Genomic DNA, 17,558 nt, shown 5'->3' on the forward strand with positions numbered 1-17,558 from the left:
AATAAGTTATAACAAAAAATGCGTAGTTCACATCTTAGTGAGCTGCGCATTTTTTAGAAGTTTCCTAATAAATAAGATAGTTTTCATACTCGGGATGATTTTCAAAATAATGTGTCGCATAAGAACATTGGCTCTTTAACTTCCAATTATTCTTTTCCGCTAATTGTAAAAGCTGATCCATTAAATCTCCTGCTAAACCTTCTCCCCGAAAGTCTTGGTCAACAAAAGTCTTTAAAATTACCTTTCCTTCATCTTTTGGTAAATCGGCCAGCTGAATATAGCCAGCGATTTTTTCACCATACAATAACTGCAATTGATTATTTTCAAAATGAAATTCCATTCTTCTCATCCTTTCTTTTCCTATATTTTATCATTTCAGGTCCAGCGCCTGGCCTCCCGGAGGTGTGTTCTCAATCTAAGAGACAAGTGAGCTTAACTCCCCCAAAAAGTATAAAAATATTTGAAGCGACAGATATCAAAAAGACTCACTATAAAATATAATAGAGTGTGTAAGCGGTAACAATTATAGGAGGCTAATTATGTCTATTGTAAATAATGATTTCCATGATATCTTAGTTAATCGGCATTCCGTCAGACGCTTTGATCCAAAGATAAAAATTAGTCACGAAGAAATGCTAGAAATGCTCAATGAAAGTATTACTGCTCCTTCAGCTTGCAACTTACAGGCCTGGAAATTTGTGGTAGTAGATAGCTCAGAAGGAAGGGCTAAACTCCGTCAATACTTCATGAAGTTTAATTACCCTCAAATTGATGATAGCTCGGCTATTGTTCTATTCTTTGGCAATACTTTGGCTTATAAAAAATATAGTGAGTTGTGGCATAGCATGTACAATGATCAAAAAGTTACAAAGGAAGCTATGGAAGCAGCTCTAAGTACTTTTATGCCACTGTACGAAAAAGCAGATCGGACGATGCTTGTAGCCGATGCAATGGTTGACACTTCTTTAGCAGCAATGCAATTTATGCTAGTTGCTCGGGAACATGGCTATGATACCAATGCTATGGCTGGTTATGATGCCAAACATGCTGCAATTACTGCAGGACTTGATCCACAGCAATACATTCCAGTGATGGCAATTGCCATAGGAAAACACAATGAGGCAGCTGAAAAGGAAATAACTACTACCAGATATCCGATCGGTGACTTAGTTGATTTTCAATAGTGATAGAAGGTGAGCAATAGGCTCATCTTTTTTTATGACCACAAAGAGCAACACCACTGGGCTATTAATATCGCAAAGTTGAAACCATGATGCGGCAGCGTATGAATGATATTGCTAATAAGCAGCTTCATAGGCTGGTTATCACTGAAATGGGACATGCAGCAGAACAAGCTACAGCACAGTTTTACAAAGATTCCGACATAGAGCAGTATCAATACCTAGCAACGTTAGAAAGTCATACATGTGATCAATGCGCTCACTTAGATGAGCGTATTTTTTATGTCAAAGATAAGGTTGAAGGGCTTAATTATCCGTTGATTCATCCCTACTGTAGGTGTACTACGGTGCCTTACATAAAAGATTTACCAGATGTTCAAAGTAGATGGTATAGGGGTAAAGATGGTAAAGGCCATTGGATGAAAAATAAGGATTCAAGTCAAAACTCTAACTCTTTATCTTTCAGTGAGTGGAAGAAAATGCAAAATCTACCTCAATTAAGTATGAAATTGTTTAGAGCACTACCAAGTGGGGCTTTAAATGAATCAATGCCGAACGGTAGAATAAGGATGGATGAACATGCTAAAAGATATTATCAAGAATTGAGAAATTCCGATAGAGATAATATTACTAATAAGATTGTTAAAAGTACTAAGTTGAGTACCTTAGTAGTTAGTTCTGCATTGGGACATATTTTAGATAGTAAATATTCTTTAAGGGCAATAAATGGTGGGAGAAAGATCCAACATTTTTATCCTGATTATGATATGGCTCAAAGCTTGCAAAGATTATTACTGAATGAGACGCTAGAACATGATATAATCATGTTAAAACATGAAGCGTTAGAAGCTCATTATATGGATGATTTAGGGATGTTTTATGAAGACGCTCATAGGAAAGCTAATGAAACATATAATTACCAAAAGGCTTTATTAGAATATAGAAAGAGGCGAAACAAGTCATGATGTTTTTATATTGTAAAGTTATTGATGATAATGCTAAACAAAGAAGGTTAAAGCTGGAATCTGATGTTGAAACTGCTACTGCTACTATCGACAAGAAAACTTGGAATGTAAAAATAGATGGCTTTAAAGACTCTTTGAAGTATATATATCCAAAAGGCTTTGTTGAAAAATTTATTGTAAGTAACACTCAAAAAAATCCTAATGAAATGAGTTTTGCTTATGGTAGAGGCTAGAATAGTTACAATAAATTAATATGATACTAAAGAGAATCGTTTAAATGCGGTTCTCTTTTTTATGAGGTGAAATATGAAGAAAGAACAAGACCTTGAAAAGACACTTAGAAAGCTTAGGTGGAAATATAGGATTGATACCGTCTTAGCAGGGATTTTAGTCATATTAGCAATTATATTAAGACTAGCAATGGCTATTGGCATACCTGTAGTAATTGTGTGGATTTGTGCTCATTTCATGTTTCACCTAATTTAATAGTTTTGACCCAAGTAAGTCGTAAAACTGCTTATTTTTTATGCCTTGTGAGAGGCGAACTCGTAAAAACGTGTGAAAGGATAGGTAAACATTATGAAACGAGATCAACTAAAAGAACTTGGACTTGATGAAGATCAGATCAGAGCCGTTATGAATATCAATGGTGAAGATATCAATAAAGCAAAGACCGGTAATGATGAAATTACTAAAGAAAACGAATCATCCAATCAATGCGCTCACTTAGAAGAGCGTATTAGAATTGTCATTAAAAGGCCATTCAGGTAGGAATTTAAGAAACTATACTCTTGATGGTGAAAATGACGTATTGTTCAATAGACATACGAAGTTCATAGTAACTGATATGTATGAAAAAGATGGCAGACAATTCATTGAGGTGGTTGAAGATGAAAGAAAAGAAGGATGAACGAATACCTATCACTCTTGAAAACTTACATGAGCTAATTTCAAAAATACCACCCGAAGTATTCGAAAAAGCTCGAAAAAAGAGAGAACAAGATATGGCTAAAAGTCGTAAATTCTGGGAGGATAGAGACAATGGAAAGAGATGATTATTTTGTGCTAGCTTATAAGCTTCTTAAAATTCTTTAAACCAAGGGCATCCCTAACATGAAAATCAACACCTATCCATGGCTTACTTATACAGCTTGATGGGTCAGCGGTGATAATTTGGATAGAAGCGTAGTTAACACTACAAAGGTGGGGATGGAAGCATCTCGCTAAGGGGTTAGCTAAATCTAAGAAGGAGTCGACCTTGAAAAAGAAATTATGGTGGTTTACTCCCCCTAACAAAGAGCAAATTTGCTCAAAACGCTTCTTAGGTGCTTTTACTAGTATCCACGAACGATACCAGACTTAGAAACCAAGACTTGAATTATTTTTTCCGCACTTTTTCCGCAAAATTTGTTTTAAATACTTTTTTAGCATTTTGACAAAAATAAAAACGTTGATATATCAACGCTTTTGAACTTATTGAATTGTGGAAAAAACATCTTTATGCCCGCTAAAGGATTCGAACCTTCACTCTGTTGCCAGAACAGCGACCTGAACGCTGCGCGTCTGCCAATTCCGCCAAGCGGGCAAATCTTAAACAAATCTATTACAAGTACATCATCTATAATAACAAAAATTTGGTAAAATGGAACCCATGAAATGAATTTTTTTGGATTATAGAGAGGAATAGCAGAATTGTCAAAAATAAAGAAATTACTAGTTAGTTTACTTGCCTTTTTGATGCTGGCCACCGTTGCACCCCTATCGGGCGTACAAGCTGCCTCGGCAAACGAGACTAGTATTAGTAACTATAAATCATCTGATTTAAGTTTAAACGTAAAATCGGCCTTAGCGATCGATGCTTCGACTGGCCAAGTTCTATATGCCAAAAATGCCAATAAGGCTTTACCAATTGCTTCGATGACTAAGCTAATCACTGTATATTTAACCTTGCAAGCCATTAAACAAGGAAAGATCTCTTGGTCAACCAAAGTTAAGCCAACCAGCCAAATTGTGAAGGTGGCTAATAATTCGGAATATTCGAATGTTCCCTTGTATTCAGGCCATTCATACACGGTTAAACAATTGTATGAAGCCACTTTAATTGAATCCGCTAATGGCGCAGCGATGATGCTGGCAAAAGCAATTAGCGGCAATCAAGTTACCTTTGTTAAGAAGATGCGGGCCTTAGTTAAAAAGTGGGGCATCACTGATGCGGAAATTTACAATGTAAATGGGCTGCCTAACAGTTATTTAGGTACTGATGCCTATCCGGGTGCTGCTAAAAATGCCGAAAACCACCTGTCAGCTAAGGATATGGCAATTATTGGGATGCATTTAATTGACGATTACCCTGAAGTCCTAAATACCACTAAAATTGCTAAAAAGACCTTTGTTGATGGCTCTACCAAGACTCAAATGACCAATTTTAACTGGATGTTGAAGGGACTGTCGTCATATGACAGTAGATATCCAGTTGATGGTTTGAAGACTGGAACCACCGATGCTGCCGGTGCTTGTTTTATCGGTACGGTTAAGAAAAATGGTGGTCGAATTATTACGGTCGTGATGGGAGCACAACATAAGAGTGCTTCTGATGCTTCAAGATTTAAACAAACCGACAAGCTCTTAACCTGGATTTATGCAAATTATAAGTCAGTTAATTTGACCGCTAATTCCAAGTTGATGACCGTCAAAGTTCCGTATGGTGAAGACACGACTGCCAATGTTGGAGTAAAGCAAACAACTACGCTATGGGATCCTGTCGACGGTAAATCTTTGTCAGCTAGTTTGACTAGAAAAACGGTTAACGCTCCATTAACTAAGGGCAAGACTGTGACAACCGCTAACTTTAAGTCAGGTTCAACCAAGCTGATTTCACTAAATTCGCCAAATGGAATGAAGGTTAAAGTCGCCTCCCTCCAAAATGATAACGAAGTCAATTTCTTCGTGAAAATTTGGCGGACAATTTTTGGTAAATAATCATGCCTGAGATAAGTCCAGAACTCTTAAGTTCAGTTATTCATCCGCGCCAAAGCGATACTCACAAAGGCGACTATGGCAGGGTATTGCTGATTGGCGGATCTGATCAATATGGCGGCGCAATTATCATGGCCGCTGAAGCAGCCATTAATAGTGGCAGTGGGTTGGTTTGCGTAGCAACGCACTCAATTAATTTAGGTGCCTTGCATGCGCGCTTGCCTGAAGCCATGTTTATTGACTGGCGCGATCGGAATTTAGGGGCCATGATCGGTCAGGTTGATGTCATTGTGTGCGGTCCTGGATTAGGTCAGAGCGACCAAGCAATTAAGCTATTGCAGCTGTTAAAGGTAAATTTAACGGGCGAGCAAACCGTGATTTTAGATGCCAGTGCGCTTGACCTTATTGCCAAAAATAAAGAATTAATGCCAACCAGGTCCAAGTTGATTATTATGACACCCCATCAAATGGAATGGCAGCGATTAAGTCAGCTGCGAATTCCTTTCCAGACAGACAGTGCCAATCTGGCTGCATTAAGGGCGCTAGTACCTGGCAGCAAAGGGGTTTTGGTTTTGAAATCCAATCATACCAAGGTATTTGATACTGATGGCAATATTTATACCAACCCTTTAGGCAATCCGGGGATGGCAACCGGAGGCACGGGCGATACTCTGGCCGGTATAATTGGTGGCTTTTGCGCGCAATTCGGTGGAAAAGTAAACAGCGTTTTGGCAGCAGTTTATATCCATTCCTGGGCTGGCGATTTGATTGGTCAGGATCATTATGTCGTCAGACCAACGCAAATTTCTGCCTTATTGCCTAGGCTCATGAAAAAAGTAGCAGAAAAGCTGTAATTTCTTTGTAAAAAATCGCCGATTTATGTTACACTCTTGTTACAGAAAAAGAGGGGACAAAAAAATGAAGCGAAAAAATTTTGCAGGTTTTTTGGCAGCACTAATACTGCTGATTGGTAGTGGAGTACAAGTTAAAGCTGCGGAAGATAATCAAGCGACGCAATCAGTGAATTCTAGCAGCGTAACAACGAACACTGATGCAACAAGCAGCGACGTTTCTTCAAGCAGCGCTGTTTCTTCAAGCTCGACAAGTTCTAGTTCAACTAGTTCAGCTGCCAGCAGCAGTTCCAAGAAGACTGATAACAAGTCTAAGACTAAAAAGACTAAGAAGACCACCAAGAAAAAGGTTGTAAAGAAGTCGAAAAAGTCGAAGAAAACTAGCAAGAAGACTAGCAAAAAGGCTACTAAAAAGACCAGTAAAAAGTCAAAGAAGAGCAGCAAGAAGGCTACTAAAAAGACCAGTAAAAAGTCAAAGAAGAGCAGCAAGAAGGCTACTAAAAAGACCAGTAAAAAGTCAAAGAAAAGCAGCAAAAAGACTAGTAAAAAGACCAGTAAGAAGTCAAAGAAAACTAGCAAAAAATCAAAAAAGACTGTAAAACGTCACAAGACAAAGTACCAACCTTACGCTGACCCTAGAGATATGCGGCGGTCAAACTATTGGAACAAGTATTCTGAAAAGAAGAAGTATCCAAATTTGCGCAAGGTTAAGCATTTAAACATTCGGGTGTCACTGTTAGGCAATCGGGTTTATGTGCGGTCAGGCAAAAAAGTTATCTACACGATGTACTCGTCTGCTGGCCGGTTTGTCAATGGTAAGAGTTTAACGCCTACTGGCAACTATCGGGTACAACGTGAACGCGGCAGTCGGTTCGATTATGCTAAGTACTACGTTTCATGGAAGGGCCACGGCGTCTATCTCTTCCACTCAACTACTACTTATTATTGGTCTAACACCTTTAATATGACTGAAGCCCGCAAGTTGGGCAAGATGCCAGCTTCACATGGCTGCATTCGGTTGACGGTTAAAGATGCCTACTGGTTCTACAAGCATTTGCCAACTGGAACACCGGTTTACATTAGAAATAGATAATACTATTGAGGTTGGACTTGTCCAACCTCTTTTTATAGGAGCAAAAATGACCACAACAAAACGCGCAATTTGGGAAACATATATTGATTTATACGAGGAAAAGCCTAGCTATAAAATTACTATAAAAGAGTTATGCAACCGTGTTCCAGTTGCACGTACAACTTTTTACAGTTATTACCAAAACCTCGATGAGTTGAAAGATGATATTGAAAACTATCTGATCGATTCAATCAAAAATTGTGCTCAAGAAATGAGCGAAGGTGATATCTACCACATGGAGCTGGCGCCATTTTTTGAAAAAGTATTTGAATATATTCAAAAAGAACAGAGATTTTTCACTGCTTTTTTACTTCTACAGCCAAATAATAGCTTTATTGATAAATGGAAAAATGCTATTGAATTGCACTTTCGTAAAAGGTATGCAGATAAAAGTCATTCAGCTAATTTCAACTTGATTGCCGCTTTTGCTGCTTCAGGAGTGATTGGCGGATATGAATATTGGTTAAAGGAGCCGGAAAAAGTCAATCCCCAGTCCTTTGAAACCGTAGTTATTCAAATAATGGGTTTTTTGCGAAAAACCATTTAAGACTGAACACATTTAGCTTTTGTGTAGTGTTAAAGGTAAGATTGTTCTACTAAAATACATTTATAAATTTACAGGAGGAAGTAATTTCAATGTATTTTGGACATTTTGCCGTTGCTACAGTAATCAAAGCTAAAAATCCAGACGTGCCGGCCGCACCGATCTTTTTGGGCACCGGAGTGTTGGATATCCTTGATGGTGCTTTTATTTTAGCGGGGTTTGACAAAGTTACGCCTAATTTAAAAGCTTCACCATACTTGTTTTTCAATTTGACTTTTATTGATTGGGATCACTCATTCTTAGCTGCGCTCTTTTGGAGCTGGCTATGGGGGTTGATTTGCTATTATATTTACAAAAAAAATAAAAAGATTGGCTGGGTCGCGGCCATAACTGCTTTTCTCCACTTTGTCTGTGACCTGCCTCTGCATAATCATGATATGGCCTGGTATCCGTTCTCAAAAGGTCACTGGGGAATGGGCATGTGGGGCACCTACCATGCTTGGGCTTGGGTAGTTGAAGCAGCCTTTACTGTCGGGATGCTGATCTATGCCTACCGGGTTCATCGCGATCGGGGAGAAAAGATCACTTGGCAGCTGGCATTGATTGGACTGCTAACGATTAGTCTTTCCCCATGGCTGTCACCAATGAAGATCGTTGCTACCTGGCCTGAACCGTACGCAACGATTGGCCATGGAAGTTTGATTTTGCTCGGCTTCTTGCTTCCAGCCCTCATTTGTACTTGGCTGTATAAACGGTCGGGACTTGATATAGGTAAAAAGGCAGCCGCAAAAGCTTAATTTTGCTTGTACTTTTTCCCTTTACCGTATATAATCTTGTACGTAGCTCAGCAGTAGTAACTAATTTTTTTGCGACAGCGAGTCTGTACAGAGTGTGAGGCAGGCCAAAAGATTAGTGAAGGCGTGGCTGACCATTAAGCAAGTAAATAATTAAAGCGGATGACATCATCAATTAGAGTGGTACCGCGGGTAAAAATACTCGTCTCTTTCTTTACTTTTGGGAAAGAGACTTTTTTTGTCGATGAAAGGGAGCAGCATGGATTTTAAACAAAAAGCAGCTGATTTGATTGTGGCTCAAACCAACTTACCAGCAGATCAAGTGTTTGGTCTGATTGAACGACCAAAAAACGCTAAGATGGGTGATTATGCCTTTCCTTGCTTTGTTTTAGCAAAACAGTTTAAGAAGAACCCGGCAGCAATTGCGGGAGAAATTGCAGAAAGCATTAGTGATGAGGCTTTTGCCAAAATTGTTGCAGTTGGTCCATATGTCAACTTTACAATTGATCACAATTTATTAATTGCGCAAACTTTGCAAGCAGTTTTGAAGCAAGGGCAACACTATGGTGATCAAGAATTGGGCAAGGGGAACGTGCCGATCGACATGTCTAGTCCTAACATTGCCAAGCCAATGTCAATGGGTCACTTGCGTTCAACGGTAATCGGCAACTCGATTGCTAAAATTTTTGAAAAAGTTGGCTACACGCCAGTTAAAATCAATTACCTAGGCGACTATGGTACCCAATTTGGCAAGCTGATCACCGCGTACAAGAAATGGGGTAATGAAGCTGATGTTAAGCGCGATCCAATTCATTACTTGTTCCAATACTACGTTAAATTCCACCAAGAAGCTGAAGACCATCCTGAATTAGAAGATGAAGGACGTGCTTGGTTTAAGAAGCTTGAAGACGGCGATCAAGAAGCTGTTGAACTATGGCAATGGTTCAGAGAAGTTTCTTTGAAAGAATTCAAGCGGATTTACCAAGAATTAGGCGTAGAATTTGATTCTTACAATGGTGAAGCTTTCTACAATGACAAGATGGATGCTGTTGTTGAAGAATTGAAGGATAAGAATTTGCTGGTTGAATCACGCGGAGCTCAAGTGGTTGAACTTGGCCAAGATGAAAATCCGGCAATGATCTTGAAGAGTGATGGTACCAGTATTTACCTGACGCGGGATTTGGCCGCAGCTGAATGGCGGATGAAGGAATACAACTTCGTTAAAATGCTTTATGTGGTTGGTAATGAACAAACTGAACACTTTAAGCAATTGAAGGCTGTTTTAAAGAAGATGGGTTATGACTGGTCAGATGACATTTACCACGTACCATTTGGCTTGATTACCCAAAACGGCAAGAAATTATCGACTCGTAAAGGTAATGTTGTTTTCTTAGACCAAGTTTTGAAGGACGCCGTAAAATTAGCGCGGGCCCAAATCGATGCTAAGAATCCTAGCTTGGCAAATAAGGATGAAGTTGCTCATGACGTTGGTGTCGGTGCGGTTATTTTCCATGACTTGAAGAACGACCGACTTGACAACTTCGACTTTGACTTGGAAGAAGTTGTGCGCTTTGAAGGTGACACGGGTCCATACGTGCAATATACTAATGCTCGTGCCCAATCTGTTTTGCGCAAGGCTAAAGCACTGGGTAAAGAAGCATCACTAGCTGACATTAACTTAGACGACGAATGGGCTTTCCAAACAGCTAAGGATTTGGCTGACTTCCCACGCATTATTGCCCGTGCTGAAGAGAAGTTTGAACCTTCAGTAGTTGCTAAATACTCTTTGGCATTGGCTAAGAAGTTCAATAAATACTACGCAAACGTGAAAATTTTAACGGATGATGAACAATTGCCTGCGCGGCTGGCATTAGTTGAAGCTGTATCAACTGTGTTAACTGAAGCTCTGCGGTTATTAGGAGTCAATGCACCTAAAGAAATGTAGAACAAAGCGCTTACATGAGGCGCAAATATTGTGGAATAGATCACTAAAGGGTACAATAAGACTGTAAGTTTTTTAGGAGGTATTTTTGAATGGCTTATTTTGACAATGGTAATGAAATCTTCAAGCAAGCTCGTCGTAACCACTACGCTGTAGGTGCTTACAACACTAACAACTTGGAATGGACTAAGGCTCTTTTGCAAGGTGCTGAAGAAACCAGAACTCCACTTTTGATTCAAGTTTCAACTGGTGCTGCTAAGTACATGGGCGGCTACAAGTTGGTTAAGGACTTGGTATCTGACATGATGGACTCAATGAACATTTCAGTACCAGTTATCCTTAACTTGGACCACGGTGACTACGACTCAGCTGTTGAATGTATCAAGCTTGGTTACTCAAGTGTTATGTTCGACGGCCACAAGTTGCCAACTGAAGAAAACTTAGCTAAGACTAAGGAAATCATCAAGATGGCTCACGAACGCGGTATTTCAGTTGAAGCTGAAATTGGTAAGATCGGTGAAAACCAAGGTGCTGAAGGCGGCGAATTAGCTTCTGTTGAAGACGCTAAGACTTTCGTTGCTGCTGGTGTTGACAAGCTTGCTTGTGGTATCGGCAACATCCACGGTGTTTACCCAGCAGGTTGGACTGGCTTGAACTTCCAACGTTTGCAAGAAATTGCTGAAGCTGTTCCTGAAACTCCACTTGTACTTCACGGTGGTTCAGGTATTCCTCGTGAACAAGTTGAAAAGGCAATCAGCTTAGGTATTGCTAAGATCAACATCAACACTGAATTCCAATTGGCATTCCAAGGTGCTACTCGTAAGTACATCGAAGCTGGTTCAGACCAAGACAAGGACCACAAGGGTTACGACCCACGTAAGTTGTTGCTCCCAGGTACTGAAGCAATCACTGACGCTATGAAGGAAATGATCTCATGGATGGGTACTCCTTCAATCGACAACCAAGTTAAGTCAGCTGCCTTTGACAGATCTTCATTGAACGAAGAATAATTTCTGATTAACTTATAAAAGCAATCGCTCAGGCGGTTGCTTTTTTTGTTGCCTTACATTACGCCATGAAGCTAAAATCAATCGTCAGTTGATTTTTTAATCAGCATATATATAATCAGTAATTGTGAACTTTTATGGAGCTAAATGTTATTTAAGGGGAAGAAAATTTGTTAAAAATTGAGAATCTATCGCTAGCTACAGCAGAAACGCTCTTGCAGAATTTTACTTATACATTTGAAGATGGAAAAGTATATTCTTTACGAGCAGTCAATGGTGGGGGAAAGACGACCTTATTGAGAAGCATCGCATCATTAAGAAAAGTGAAAAGTGGGAAAATATCTTTTGACGGAAAGCCATTGGTCAAATGCCGCGATCAACTTTTTTTCTGGGAAAGCTCTGAATGGTTTTCCAAAGAGGTTTCCGCTAGAGACTACTTTAAATTAATCGCCGGCCAGTGGAACTCTAAGCAAAATATCGAGCAGGTCATTTCTGACTGGGAGATGCAAAGCTACGCAAACAAACCAATTGGAACTTATTCTTTGGGCATGAAGCAGAAAACCTTAATTGGCTTGTACGAAATTAGCGATGCCAAATATCTTTTGATGGATGAGATAAGTAATGGACTGGATGAAGCCTCAAGAAAAATTTTATTTGATAAAATTCGAAAATTTAAAGCACAAGGCAAGACAATAATAATTACCTCTCACTACAAAGAAGATTTAAGCCAAATTGCTGATGTTTCATTGAAGCTTGAGAATAAGCAAATTATTGAGGAGTAAAAATGGGGTATATTATTTTTTATCTTAAACGAGCTTTTAAAAGCAGATTGACCTGGGGCTTGTTCTTTTTTGTATTGCTTATTTCATTTTATAGCTTGTACCAAAACAGTAATGAGGGAGATCAAAATTCGTTGCAAAGTCAATTACAGTATCAGCAAAAAAGTTTGTTCAAGACTATTTATGTTGATAAGCAATCCCTACGGTCCGCAAAAAAAGGCAGTGAAAAAGCGCGAAGATTGACAGCAGAACTGCGCGAGAGTCAAAAGCAGGAAAAAGAGGTCAGGTCGCTTTTGCGGGACCTGAAAGACCAGAATTATACTAAGCCATATCAATATGAAATTAAATCCTTGAAAAATGATATGCAGGAAGCAAAACAGGATGAAAAAGCTAATGCGGATATAATTATTTCCGGAAAAGCCAAAATCATATATTATAGGTATTTAATGCAACATAATTTAGCCGATCAAGGTGAAGATTCACCAGTTCAATCATGGACATTTTTGATTGACTTTTCCCAGTATATTTTGCCAATTATCTTAAGCTTCACGCTTACCTTTATCCTAGTTGAAAATTTCAGTCGGCGTTTCAAGGAGCGTATTGATATTGAGGGGATGTTTCCTGCGGTAAGTAGGTTTGGGGCCAATATTTCACAACTATTAGCGGGATTAGTTTTAACATTCGCGCTACTAGCGGGATTTTACCTGGTCATTATCTTGATCACGGGTGTAACCGGCAGTTTTGGCAGCTTTGACTATCCAATTCGAACTTATGTCAATAATCATGCTAGTCGGAGTCAATATGTTGCTGCTGGTACCGTGCTCGCGAAGTCGCTAATTCTACAATTGCTATTTTTGATCAGCCTTACCCAAGGAGTGCAATTGATCGTGCGTTTGCTGAAAAACAACTTCGCTGCTCTTTTTACTAGCTTATTAATTACAGTTGCGCTGCCGATTTTACCCTTCTTAATTGTTCCAATGGCATCTTGGGCACAGTGGTTACCGACAACTTATTTATTTTCTACATTAACGGTCACGGGAAATTTTGGAAGCCAACTAAATAATGCCCAGTTAACCTTTAACCATGGCGTCTTGATGTTGAGCGTGGTTGCCCTTGTGTTATTAGTTTTCGCTTTTGTGCTTGATAAGATGGGAAATATTGGTAGAGAGTAAAAAATGAGCTACATAAGTTTTTATTTTAAACGGGCAATGAAGAGCAAACTGACCTGGGGATTGGTTTGCTTTGTGCTGGTAGTTGTACTTTGTGTCTTTTATGAAAATAGTAATACGACGGACACTCGATCAATTTCAGCTGATTTGAAAAATGATCGCAGCGAATTAGTCAAAAGCATCAAGCAAGAGCAACGGTTTTTAAAACAGGAAAAAACTAGCCAAAAGGATGCTAAAGCTTATAAAAAAGCCATAATTCAAGACCAGCAAAAGCTAGCTAAGATCGAGCAACTCTTGCAAGAAGTGAAAAAGGGCAAGTATTCTGAAGCTTACAAGTTTGAAATTAAATCTTTAAAGTCCGACACCAAAATAGCGACTAAAAATCCCCAAGGTAATGCTTATTTAATTACTGAAGATCAAGCTAAACAGCAGTACTATCAATATTTGCTTTCTCATCAACTAGCAGATGAGGGTGAGGATTTTCCCACGCATGCCTGGACTTTTATGATTGACCTTACCTCGTTCTTTTTGCCTGTCCTAGTAATTTTTATTATCACCTTTATTCTGGTTGAAAGTTTCAGTCAGCGTTTCAAAGACCAAATCGACCTGGAGAGCTTATTTCCAGCGGAAAATAAATTAGGAGCAAACCTTTCCCAAGTGGTTTCAGGTTTATTTATCAGCATTTTCCTGCTTGCCTTAATTTATTTGGTGATTTTCTTCGTAGCCAGTAGCGCTTCTGGGATTGGCACTTTAACTTATCCAATCCGGACCTATGGCAATAATTCTCAGAGTCAAATTAAATTTATTCCGGCTGCCACGGTGATCATGAAATCATTGATCCTGCAGCTGCTGTTCTTAATCAACCTTACTTTGGGCGTACAATTAATTACTTACTGGCTGAAAAACAAGATGTCCGCTTTATTTACCAGTTTGCTGTTTACAGTAGCTTTGCCGATCCTTCCCTTTGTAGTAACGCCAATGAAACCTTGGGCCCAGTGGTTGCCCACAACGTACTTATTCTCAACGCTCACGGTGACGGGAGCATTTGGGAAAACCATTAAGAATCCCCAACTGAATTTCAACACTGGTGTGCAGGTCTTGGGGATTTGCCTAATCGTTCTCCTGATAGTTGTCGTCGTGCTTGATCACCTGAAAAATACTAGAACCAAACATGCCTAATTAAGGCTGCCTCAGGACTATAATAAACTTATAGCTAGAAAGAAGGCTAAGTTATGGAAATACATGTACCACTAGAAGATGGCTATTTACCTGATGAATTTGGCAAATATAGTACTGAGATGCTTGCTGGCCATCCAGTAAGATCTTTTCCGATCGAAATTAAGGATGCCCCGACTGATGCTAAGACTTTTGCCTTAGTCTTTATCGATTTTGACTCAACTCCAGTTTGTGGTTTTACCTGGATACACTGGTTGGCAGCTAATATTCCGGCAACGTTTGCAACTCTTCCGGCTGATGCCAGTCGCAGTATGCGCGGGGAATTTGTCCAAGGCAAAAATAGCAATGCGGGAGGATTAGTAAATGGTGATCCGCAAATAACTGAAGGTTATGTTGGACCGCAGCCACCTGACAAGGATCATGTTTATACGTTAACAGTCTACGCTTTAGATGGTGATTTACCGCTGAAAAACGGCTATTGGCTGAATGAATTCCTCCATGCTGCTAAGGGACATGTGATGGCCAAAGCAAAGGTGGATCTTCCAAGTAGGGTATAAAAATACTTGACGCAATTCAAATATTCGCGGTAAACTCAATTTGTTAATTAAGTCTAAAGGAGTGAGCGCGGATGCGTAACTAATTTCTGAACTAATAGCTGAAAACGTAGGATGTCATCAACTGATGGCAGTTGTTTTTAGCTTGCAGTCAGAAATTAGCCGCATTGGCGCTCTTTTTCATGCCCTGAAAATCGCCAGTGATGACTGCAGGCTAGACTGGAGGTTTTTATGGGAGCGATCAAAATAAAACAGCTAACTTTTGCTTATGATGGCTTTGATCCAATTTTTAAAGATGTTTCATTGACCCTGGATACGAGTTGGAAATTAGCCTTGGTTGGGAGAAACGGCAGTGGAAAAACTACTTTATTTAAACTGCTCTTAGGCCAAGAAGATTACTTAGGACAGATTCATAGTGATCAAGACTTTGCCTATTTCCCGCAAAATATTAAGGATCAAGAGCAATTGCTGATTTATTCTTTACAAGAGCAATTTGTGTTTGAAGAGTGGAAACTTAAACGAGAATTGTCATTGCTTCATGTTTCAGAAGACATTATTTGGCGTCCTTTTAACCAGCTAAGTGGTGGTGAGCAGACAAAGGTTTTGCTGGCACTTTGTTTCATTGATGAGCGCTTTTCGCTATTAGATGAACCAACTAACCACTTGGATCAAGCAAGCCGGAAACAAATCGCAGAATATCTTAAACAGAAAAAGGGATATATTATTACCAGTCATGACCGGGATTTTATTGATCAAGTAAGCGATCATGTCCTAGCCATTGATCAACGGCAAATCTGGTTGTCTCATGGTAATTATTCGACCTACCGCCATGAACGAGATTTGCAGGATCAGGCTGCAAGCAATGAACAGCAAAAGCTGCAGCGTGAAATAAAGCACTTGGCTGCTGATAAGGAACATAAACAGCAGTGGGCAGGTCAGGCCGAAAAAGGCAAACGCCGTAGCCAGCCAGGCGAGAAAATCGATAAAGGCTTTGTAAGTCATAAAGCCAGCAAAGTAATGAAGCGTGCTATTAGTGCCCAGAAACGAATGGCAGAAAAACTTGCTGACAAATCAGCATTAATAAAACCGGTTGCGCTTCCGGCTGATTTGACGATGCATTATCAGGCAAGTCATCGGAAACTATTATTAAGCTCTGAAAATCCCAAATTTGAGTTGAACCAAGGTGAACGCTTGGCGATTGTCGGTCCCAATGGCTGCGGCAAGTCGCAATTGCTCAAACGCATTGCGCTGGGTGAGGGCGTGGCTAGCGGGGTAAAAGTTTCATATCTGCCGCAAATTATCACGCCTGAAGCTGTGAGTTTAGAAGAGTTTATCACAAAACACAAATTGGATCGCAGTCAATACTTGAACTTGCTGCGCAAGTTAGGGGTTGAGCGAGCAGTTTTCACCGAGCGACTTGACCAGCTTTCCAGTGGGCAACTGCGTAAGGTGTGGCTGGCTAAAAGTCTTTTAGAGCCTGCAGAATTGTATCTGTGGGATGAGCCGAGCAATTATCTTGATATTGAGAATCAAGATCAGCTTATTAAACTAATAAAAAATGTTCAACCTAGTTTATTGCTGGTTGAACATGATCAATACATTTTAGATAGTTTAGCGATCCCAAGACTTAATTTGGCAGCTGGAAATGTAGCCGATTAAAGGTATAGGGCTTAACAAATTCCATCTGATACGCGGTCAGCCGCAGCTTTTCCCCAGGCTGGCAGTCAGGATTATATAAGGGGTCACCAATAATTGGGGCACCCATGGCTGCTAGATGAACTCTAATTTGGTGGGTTCGGCCAGTCTCAAGACTAATCTGGTATTTGGCCAAGCCATTTTTGCTTGAAAGCAGTTGGTAGTGCGTAATTGCTGGTCTGCCCGCTGGATCAACCCGCCGCTTTCTTTGATCATTTGGGTCTTGCCCAATCGGTAAGTCAATCGTGCCATGGTCTGGCAAACTTCCTGCTTTAACCCAGGCGTAATAATCTCGGTGAAAAGTCTTGCTGGTTAATTGCCGGTTTAAAATTGGAACGACAGCGGGATTTTTGGCTACTAACAAAAGGCCATTGGTAAGCATGTCCAGACGGTGAACGATAAAGGGATTAGCATCAAGATAAAACGCGCAATCATTAAGGGCTGTATCAGTTTCAAAAAGGTTGGGATGAGTCTTCTGGCCGCTTGGTTTATCGATTATTAATAGATCCTGGTCCTCGTAAATGATGACTGGTTTGTGCTTGCTTTTGGCATAGGTTTGCTGGTTGCTGCTAACATGAGTCAAGGTTAAGTCGATCAGATCGCCTGGCTGAACCAATTCGTTAAAGTTGCGGTATTGACCATTGATTTGGACTTGCTTCTCAATTCGCAGATAATGGCGCCATTTACGCGGGATCAGCAATTTCCGCAGGACTTGATCGACGCTGGCTGGCGCATAGTCAGCAGGATAGTTGAGTTGAAAATGATAAGTTTTATTTTCCATGGCTATTATTTA

Annotated in this window: 20 protein-coding genes and 1 tRNA gene; 18 read left to right on the plus strand and 3 right to left on the minus strand. The window is 39.9% G+C overall.

Annotated elements, in window-relative coordinates:
• Positions 1-64 precede the first annotated feature (64 nt).
• Entirely contained in the window at positions 65-349 is a 285-nt protein-coding gene (locus KI210_RS02505) for a GNAT family N-acetyltransferase (RefSeq protein WP_308778552.1), read from the minus strand.
• Between the two features lie 190 nt (positions 350-539).
• On the opposite strand from KI210_RS02505, the gene KI210_RS02510 reads away from it, so the two are divergent.
• The 6 genes from KI210_RS02510 to KI210_RS02535 all read left to right on the plus strand — a co-directional run bounded on the left by KI210_RS02510 (position 540) and on the right by KI210_RS02535 (position 3,201).
• Positions 540-1,184, plus strand: coding sequence for a nitroreductase family protein (locus KI210_RS02510; RefSeq protein ID WP_212780321.1), 645 nt, complete (start codon positions 540-542; stop codon positions 1,182-1,184).
• A 101-nt stretch (positions 1,185-1,285) separates the two neighbouring features.
• A complete protein-coding gene (locus tag KI210_RS09045) occupies positions 1,286-2,146 on the plus strand; it encodes a minor capsid protein (protein ID WP_246487306.1) in 861 nt (286 codons plus the stop codon).
• A complete protein-coding gene (locus KI210_RS02520) occupies positions 2,143-2,379 on the plus strand; it encodes a hypothetical protein (protein ID WP_212780322.1) in 237 nt (78 codons plus the stop codon). The genes KI210_RS09045 and KI210_RS02520 overlap by 4 nt, the downstream gene beginning before the upstream one ends.
• Before the next feature lie 73 nt (positions 2,380-2,452).
• A complete protein-coding gene (locus tag KI210_RS02525) occupies positions 2,453-2,632 on the plus strand; it encodes a hypothetical protein (protein WP_212780323.1) in 180 nt (59 codons plus the stop codon).
• Between the two features lie 93 nt (positions 2,633-2,725).
• Positions 2,726-2,917 carry a hypothetical protein gene (locus KI210_RS02530; RefSeq protein ID WP_212780324.1) on the plus strand — a complete coding sequence of 64 codons (192 nt, stop codon included), beginning with the start codon at positions 2,726-2,728 and terminating at the stop codon, positions 2,915-2,917.
• A 119-nt stretch (positions 2,918-3,036) separates the two neighbouring features.
• Positions 3,037-3,201, plus strand: coding sequence for a hypothetical protein (locus KI210_RS02535; protein ID WP_212780325.1), 165 nt, complete (start codon positions 3,037-3,039; stop codon positions 3,199-3,201).
• A 446-nt stretch (positions 3,202-3,647) separates the two neighbouring features.
• On the opposite strand, the gene KI210_RS02540 is transcribed toward KI210_RS02535, so the two are convergent.
• Positions 3,648-3,731 (minus strand) — tRNA-Leu (locus KI210_RS02540).
• Positions 3,732-3,883: 152 nt separating this feature from the next.
• Between KI210_RS02540 and KI210_RS02545 the strand changes: the two genes are divergently transcribed.
• From KI210_RS02545 to abc-f, 12 genes are all read left to right on the plus strand, one after another.
• Positions 3,884-5,125, plus strand: a complete 1,242-nt coding sequence (locus tag KI210_RS02545) for a serine hydrolase (RefSeq protein WP_212780456.1) — start codon at positions 3,884-3,886, stop codon at positions 5,123-5,125.
• A 2-nt stretch (positions 5,126-5,127) separates the two neighbouring features.
• Entirely contained in the window at positions 5,128-5,976 is an 849-nt protein-coding gene (locus KI210_RS02550) for an NAD(P)H-hydrate dehydratase (RefSeq protein ID WP_212780326.1), read from the plus strand.
• Positions 5,977-6,040: 64 nt separating this feature from the next.
• The gene (locus KI210_RS09050; RefSeq protein WP_246487307.1) at positions 6,041-7,066 is read left to right on the plus strand and encodes a L,D-transpeptidase; all 1,026 of its coding nucleotides are present in this window, start codon (positions 6,041-6,043) and stop codon (positions 7,064-7,066) included.
• A 46-nt stretch (positions 7,067-7,112) separates the two neighbouring features.
• Positions 7,113-7,652, plus strand: coding sequence for a TetR/AcrR family transcriptional regulator (locus KI210_RS02560; RefSeq protein WP_212780327.1), 540 nt, complete (start codon positions 7,113-7,115; stop codon positions 7,650-7,652).
• Between the two features lie 89 nt (positions 7,653-7,741).
• Positions 7,742-8,446, plus strand: coding sequence for a hypothetical protein (locus KI210_RS02565; RefSeq protein ID WP_212780328.1), 705 nt, complete (start codon positions 7,742-7,744; stop codon positions 8,444-8,446).
• Between the two features lie 256 nt (positions 8,447-8,702).
• Positions 8,703-10,388 (plus strand): arginine--tRNA ligase, encoded by a 1,686-nt coding sequence (gene argS / locus KI210_RS02570; protein WP_212780329.1) that lies wholly within the window; start codon positions 8,703-8,705, stop codon positions 10,386-10,388.
• An 89-nt stretch (positions 10,389-10,477) separates the two neighbouring features.
• On the plus strand, positions 10,478-11,395 hold the full coding sequence (locus KI210_RS02575; protein WP_212780330.1) for a class II fructose-bisphosphate aldolase: 918 nt from the start codon (positions 10,478-10,480) through the stop codon (positions 11,393-11,395).
• A gap of 167 nt (positions 11,396-11,562) precedes the next feature.
• The gene (locus tag KI210_RS02580; RefSeq protein WP_212780331.1) at positions 11,563-12,174 is read left to right on the plus strand and encodes an ATP-binding cassette domain-containing protein; all 612 of its coding nucleotides are present in this window, start codon (positions 11,563-11,565) and stop codon (positions 12,172-12,174) included.
• A 236-nt stretch (positions 12,175-12,410) separates the two neighbouring features.
• Positions 12,411-13,343, plus strand: a complete 933-nt coding sequence (locus tag KI210_RS02585; RefSeq protein ID WP_212780332.1) for a hypothetical protein — start codon at positions 12,411-12,413, stop codon at positions 13,341-13,343.
• 3 nt (positions 13,344-13,346) lie between these two features.
• Positions 13,347-14,519: a hypothetical protein gene (locus KI210_RS02590; protein ID WP_212780333.1), complete on the plus strand. Its 1,173-nt coding sequence runs from the start codon at positions 13,347-13,349 to the stop codon at positions 14,517-14,519.
• A 53-nt stretch (positions 14,520-14,572) separates the two neighbouring features.
• Positions 14,573-15,073 (plus strand): YbhB/YbcL family Raf kinase inhibitor-like protein, encoded by a 501-nt coding sequence (locus tag KI210_RS02595; RefSeq protein ID WP_212780334.1) that lies wholly within the window; start codon positions 14,573-14,575, stop codon positions 15,071-15,073.
• A 228-nt stretch (positions 15,074-15,301) separates the two neighbouring features.
• On the plus strand, positions 15,302-16,729 hold the full coding sequence (abc-f, locus tag KI210_RS02600; RefSeq protein ID WP_212780335.1) for a ribosomal protection-like ABC-F family protein: 1,428 nt from the start codon (positions 15,302-15,304) through the stop codon (positions 16,727-16,729).
• Here the strand turns inward: abc-f and KI210_RS02605 are convergent.
• The gene (locus KI210_RS02605) at positions 16,698-17,546 is read right to left on the minus strand and encodes an RluA family pseudouridine synthase (protein WP_212780336.1); all 849 of its coding nucleotides are present in this window, start codon (positions 17,544-17,546) and stop codon (positions 16,698-16,700) included. The two genes, abc-f and KI210_RS02605, sit on opposite strands and share 32 nt — an antisense overlap.
• Positions 17,547-17,558 lie beyond the last annotated feature (12 nt).

Source organism: Lactobacillus corticis, from assembly GCF_018327645.1.
GTDB lineage: Bacteria > Bacillota > Bacilli > Lactobacillales > Lactobacillaceae > Lactobacillus > Lactobacillus corticis.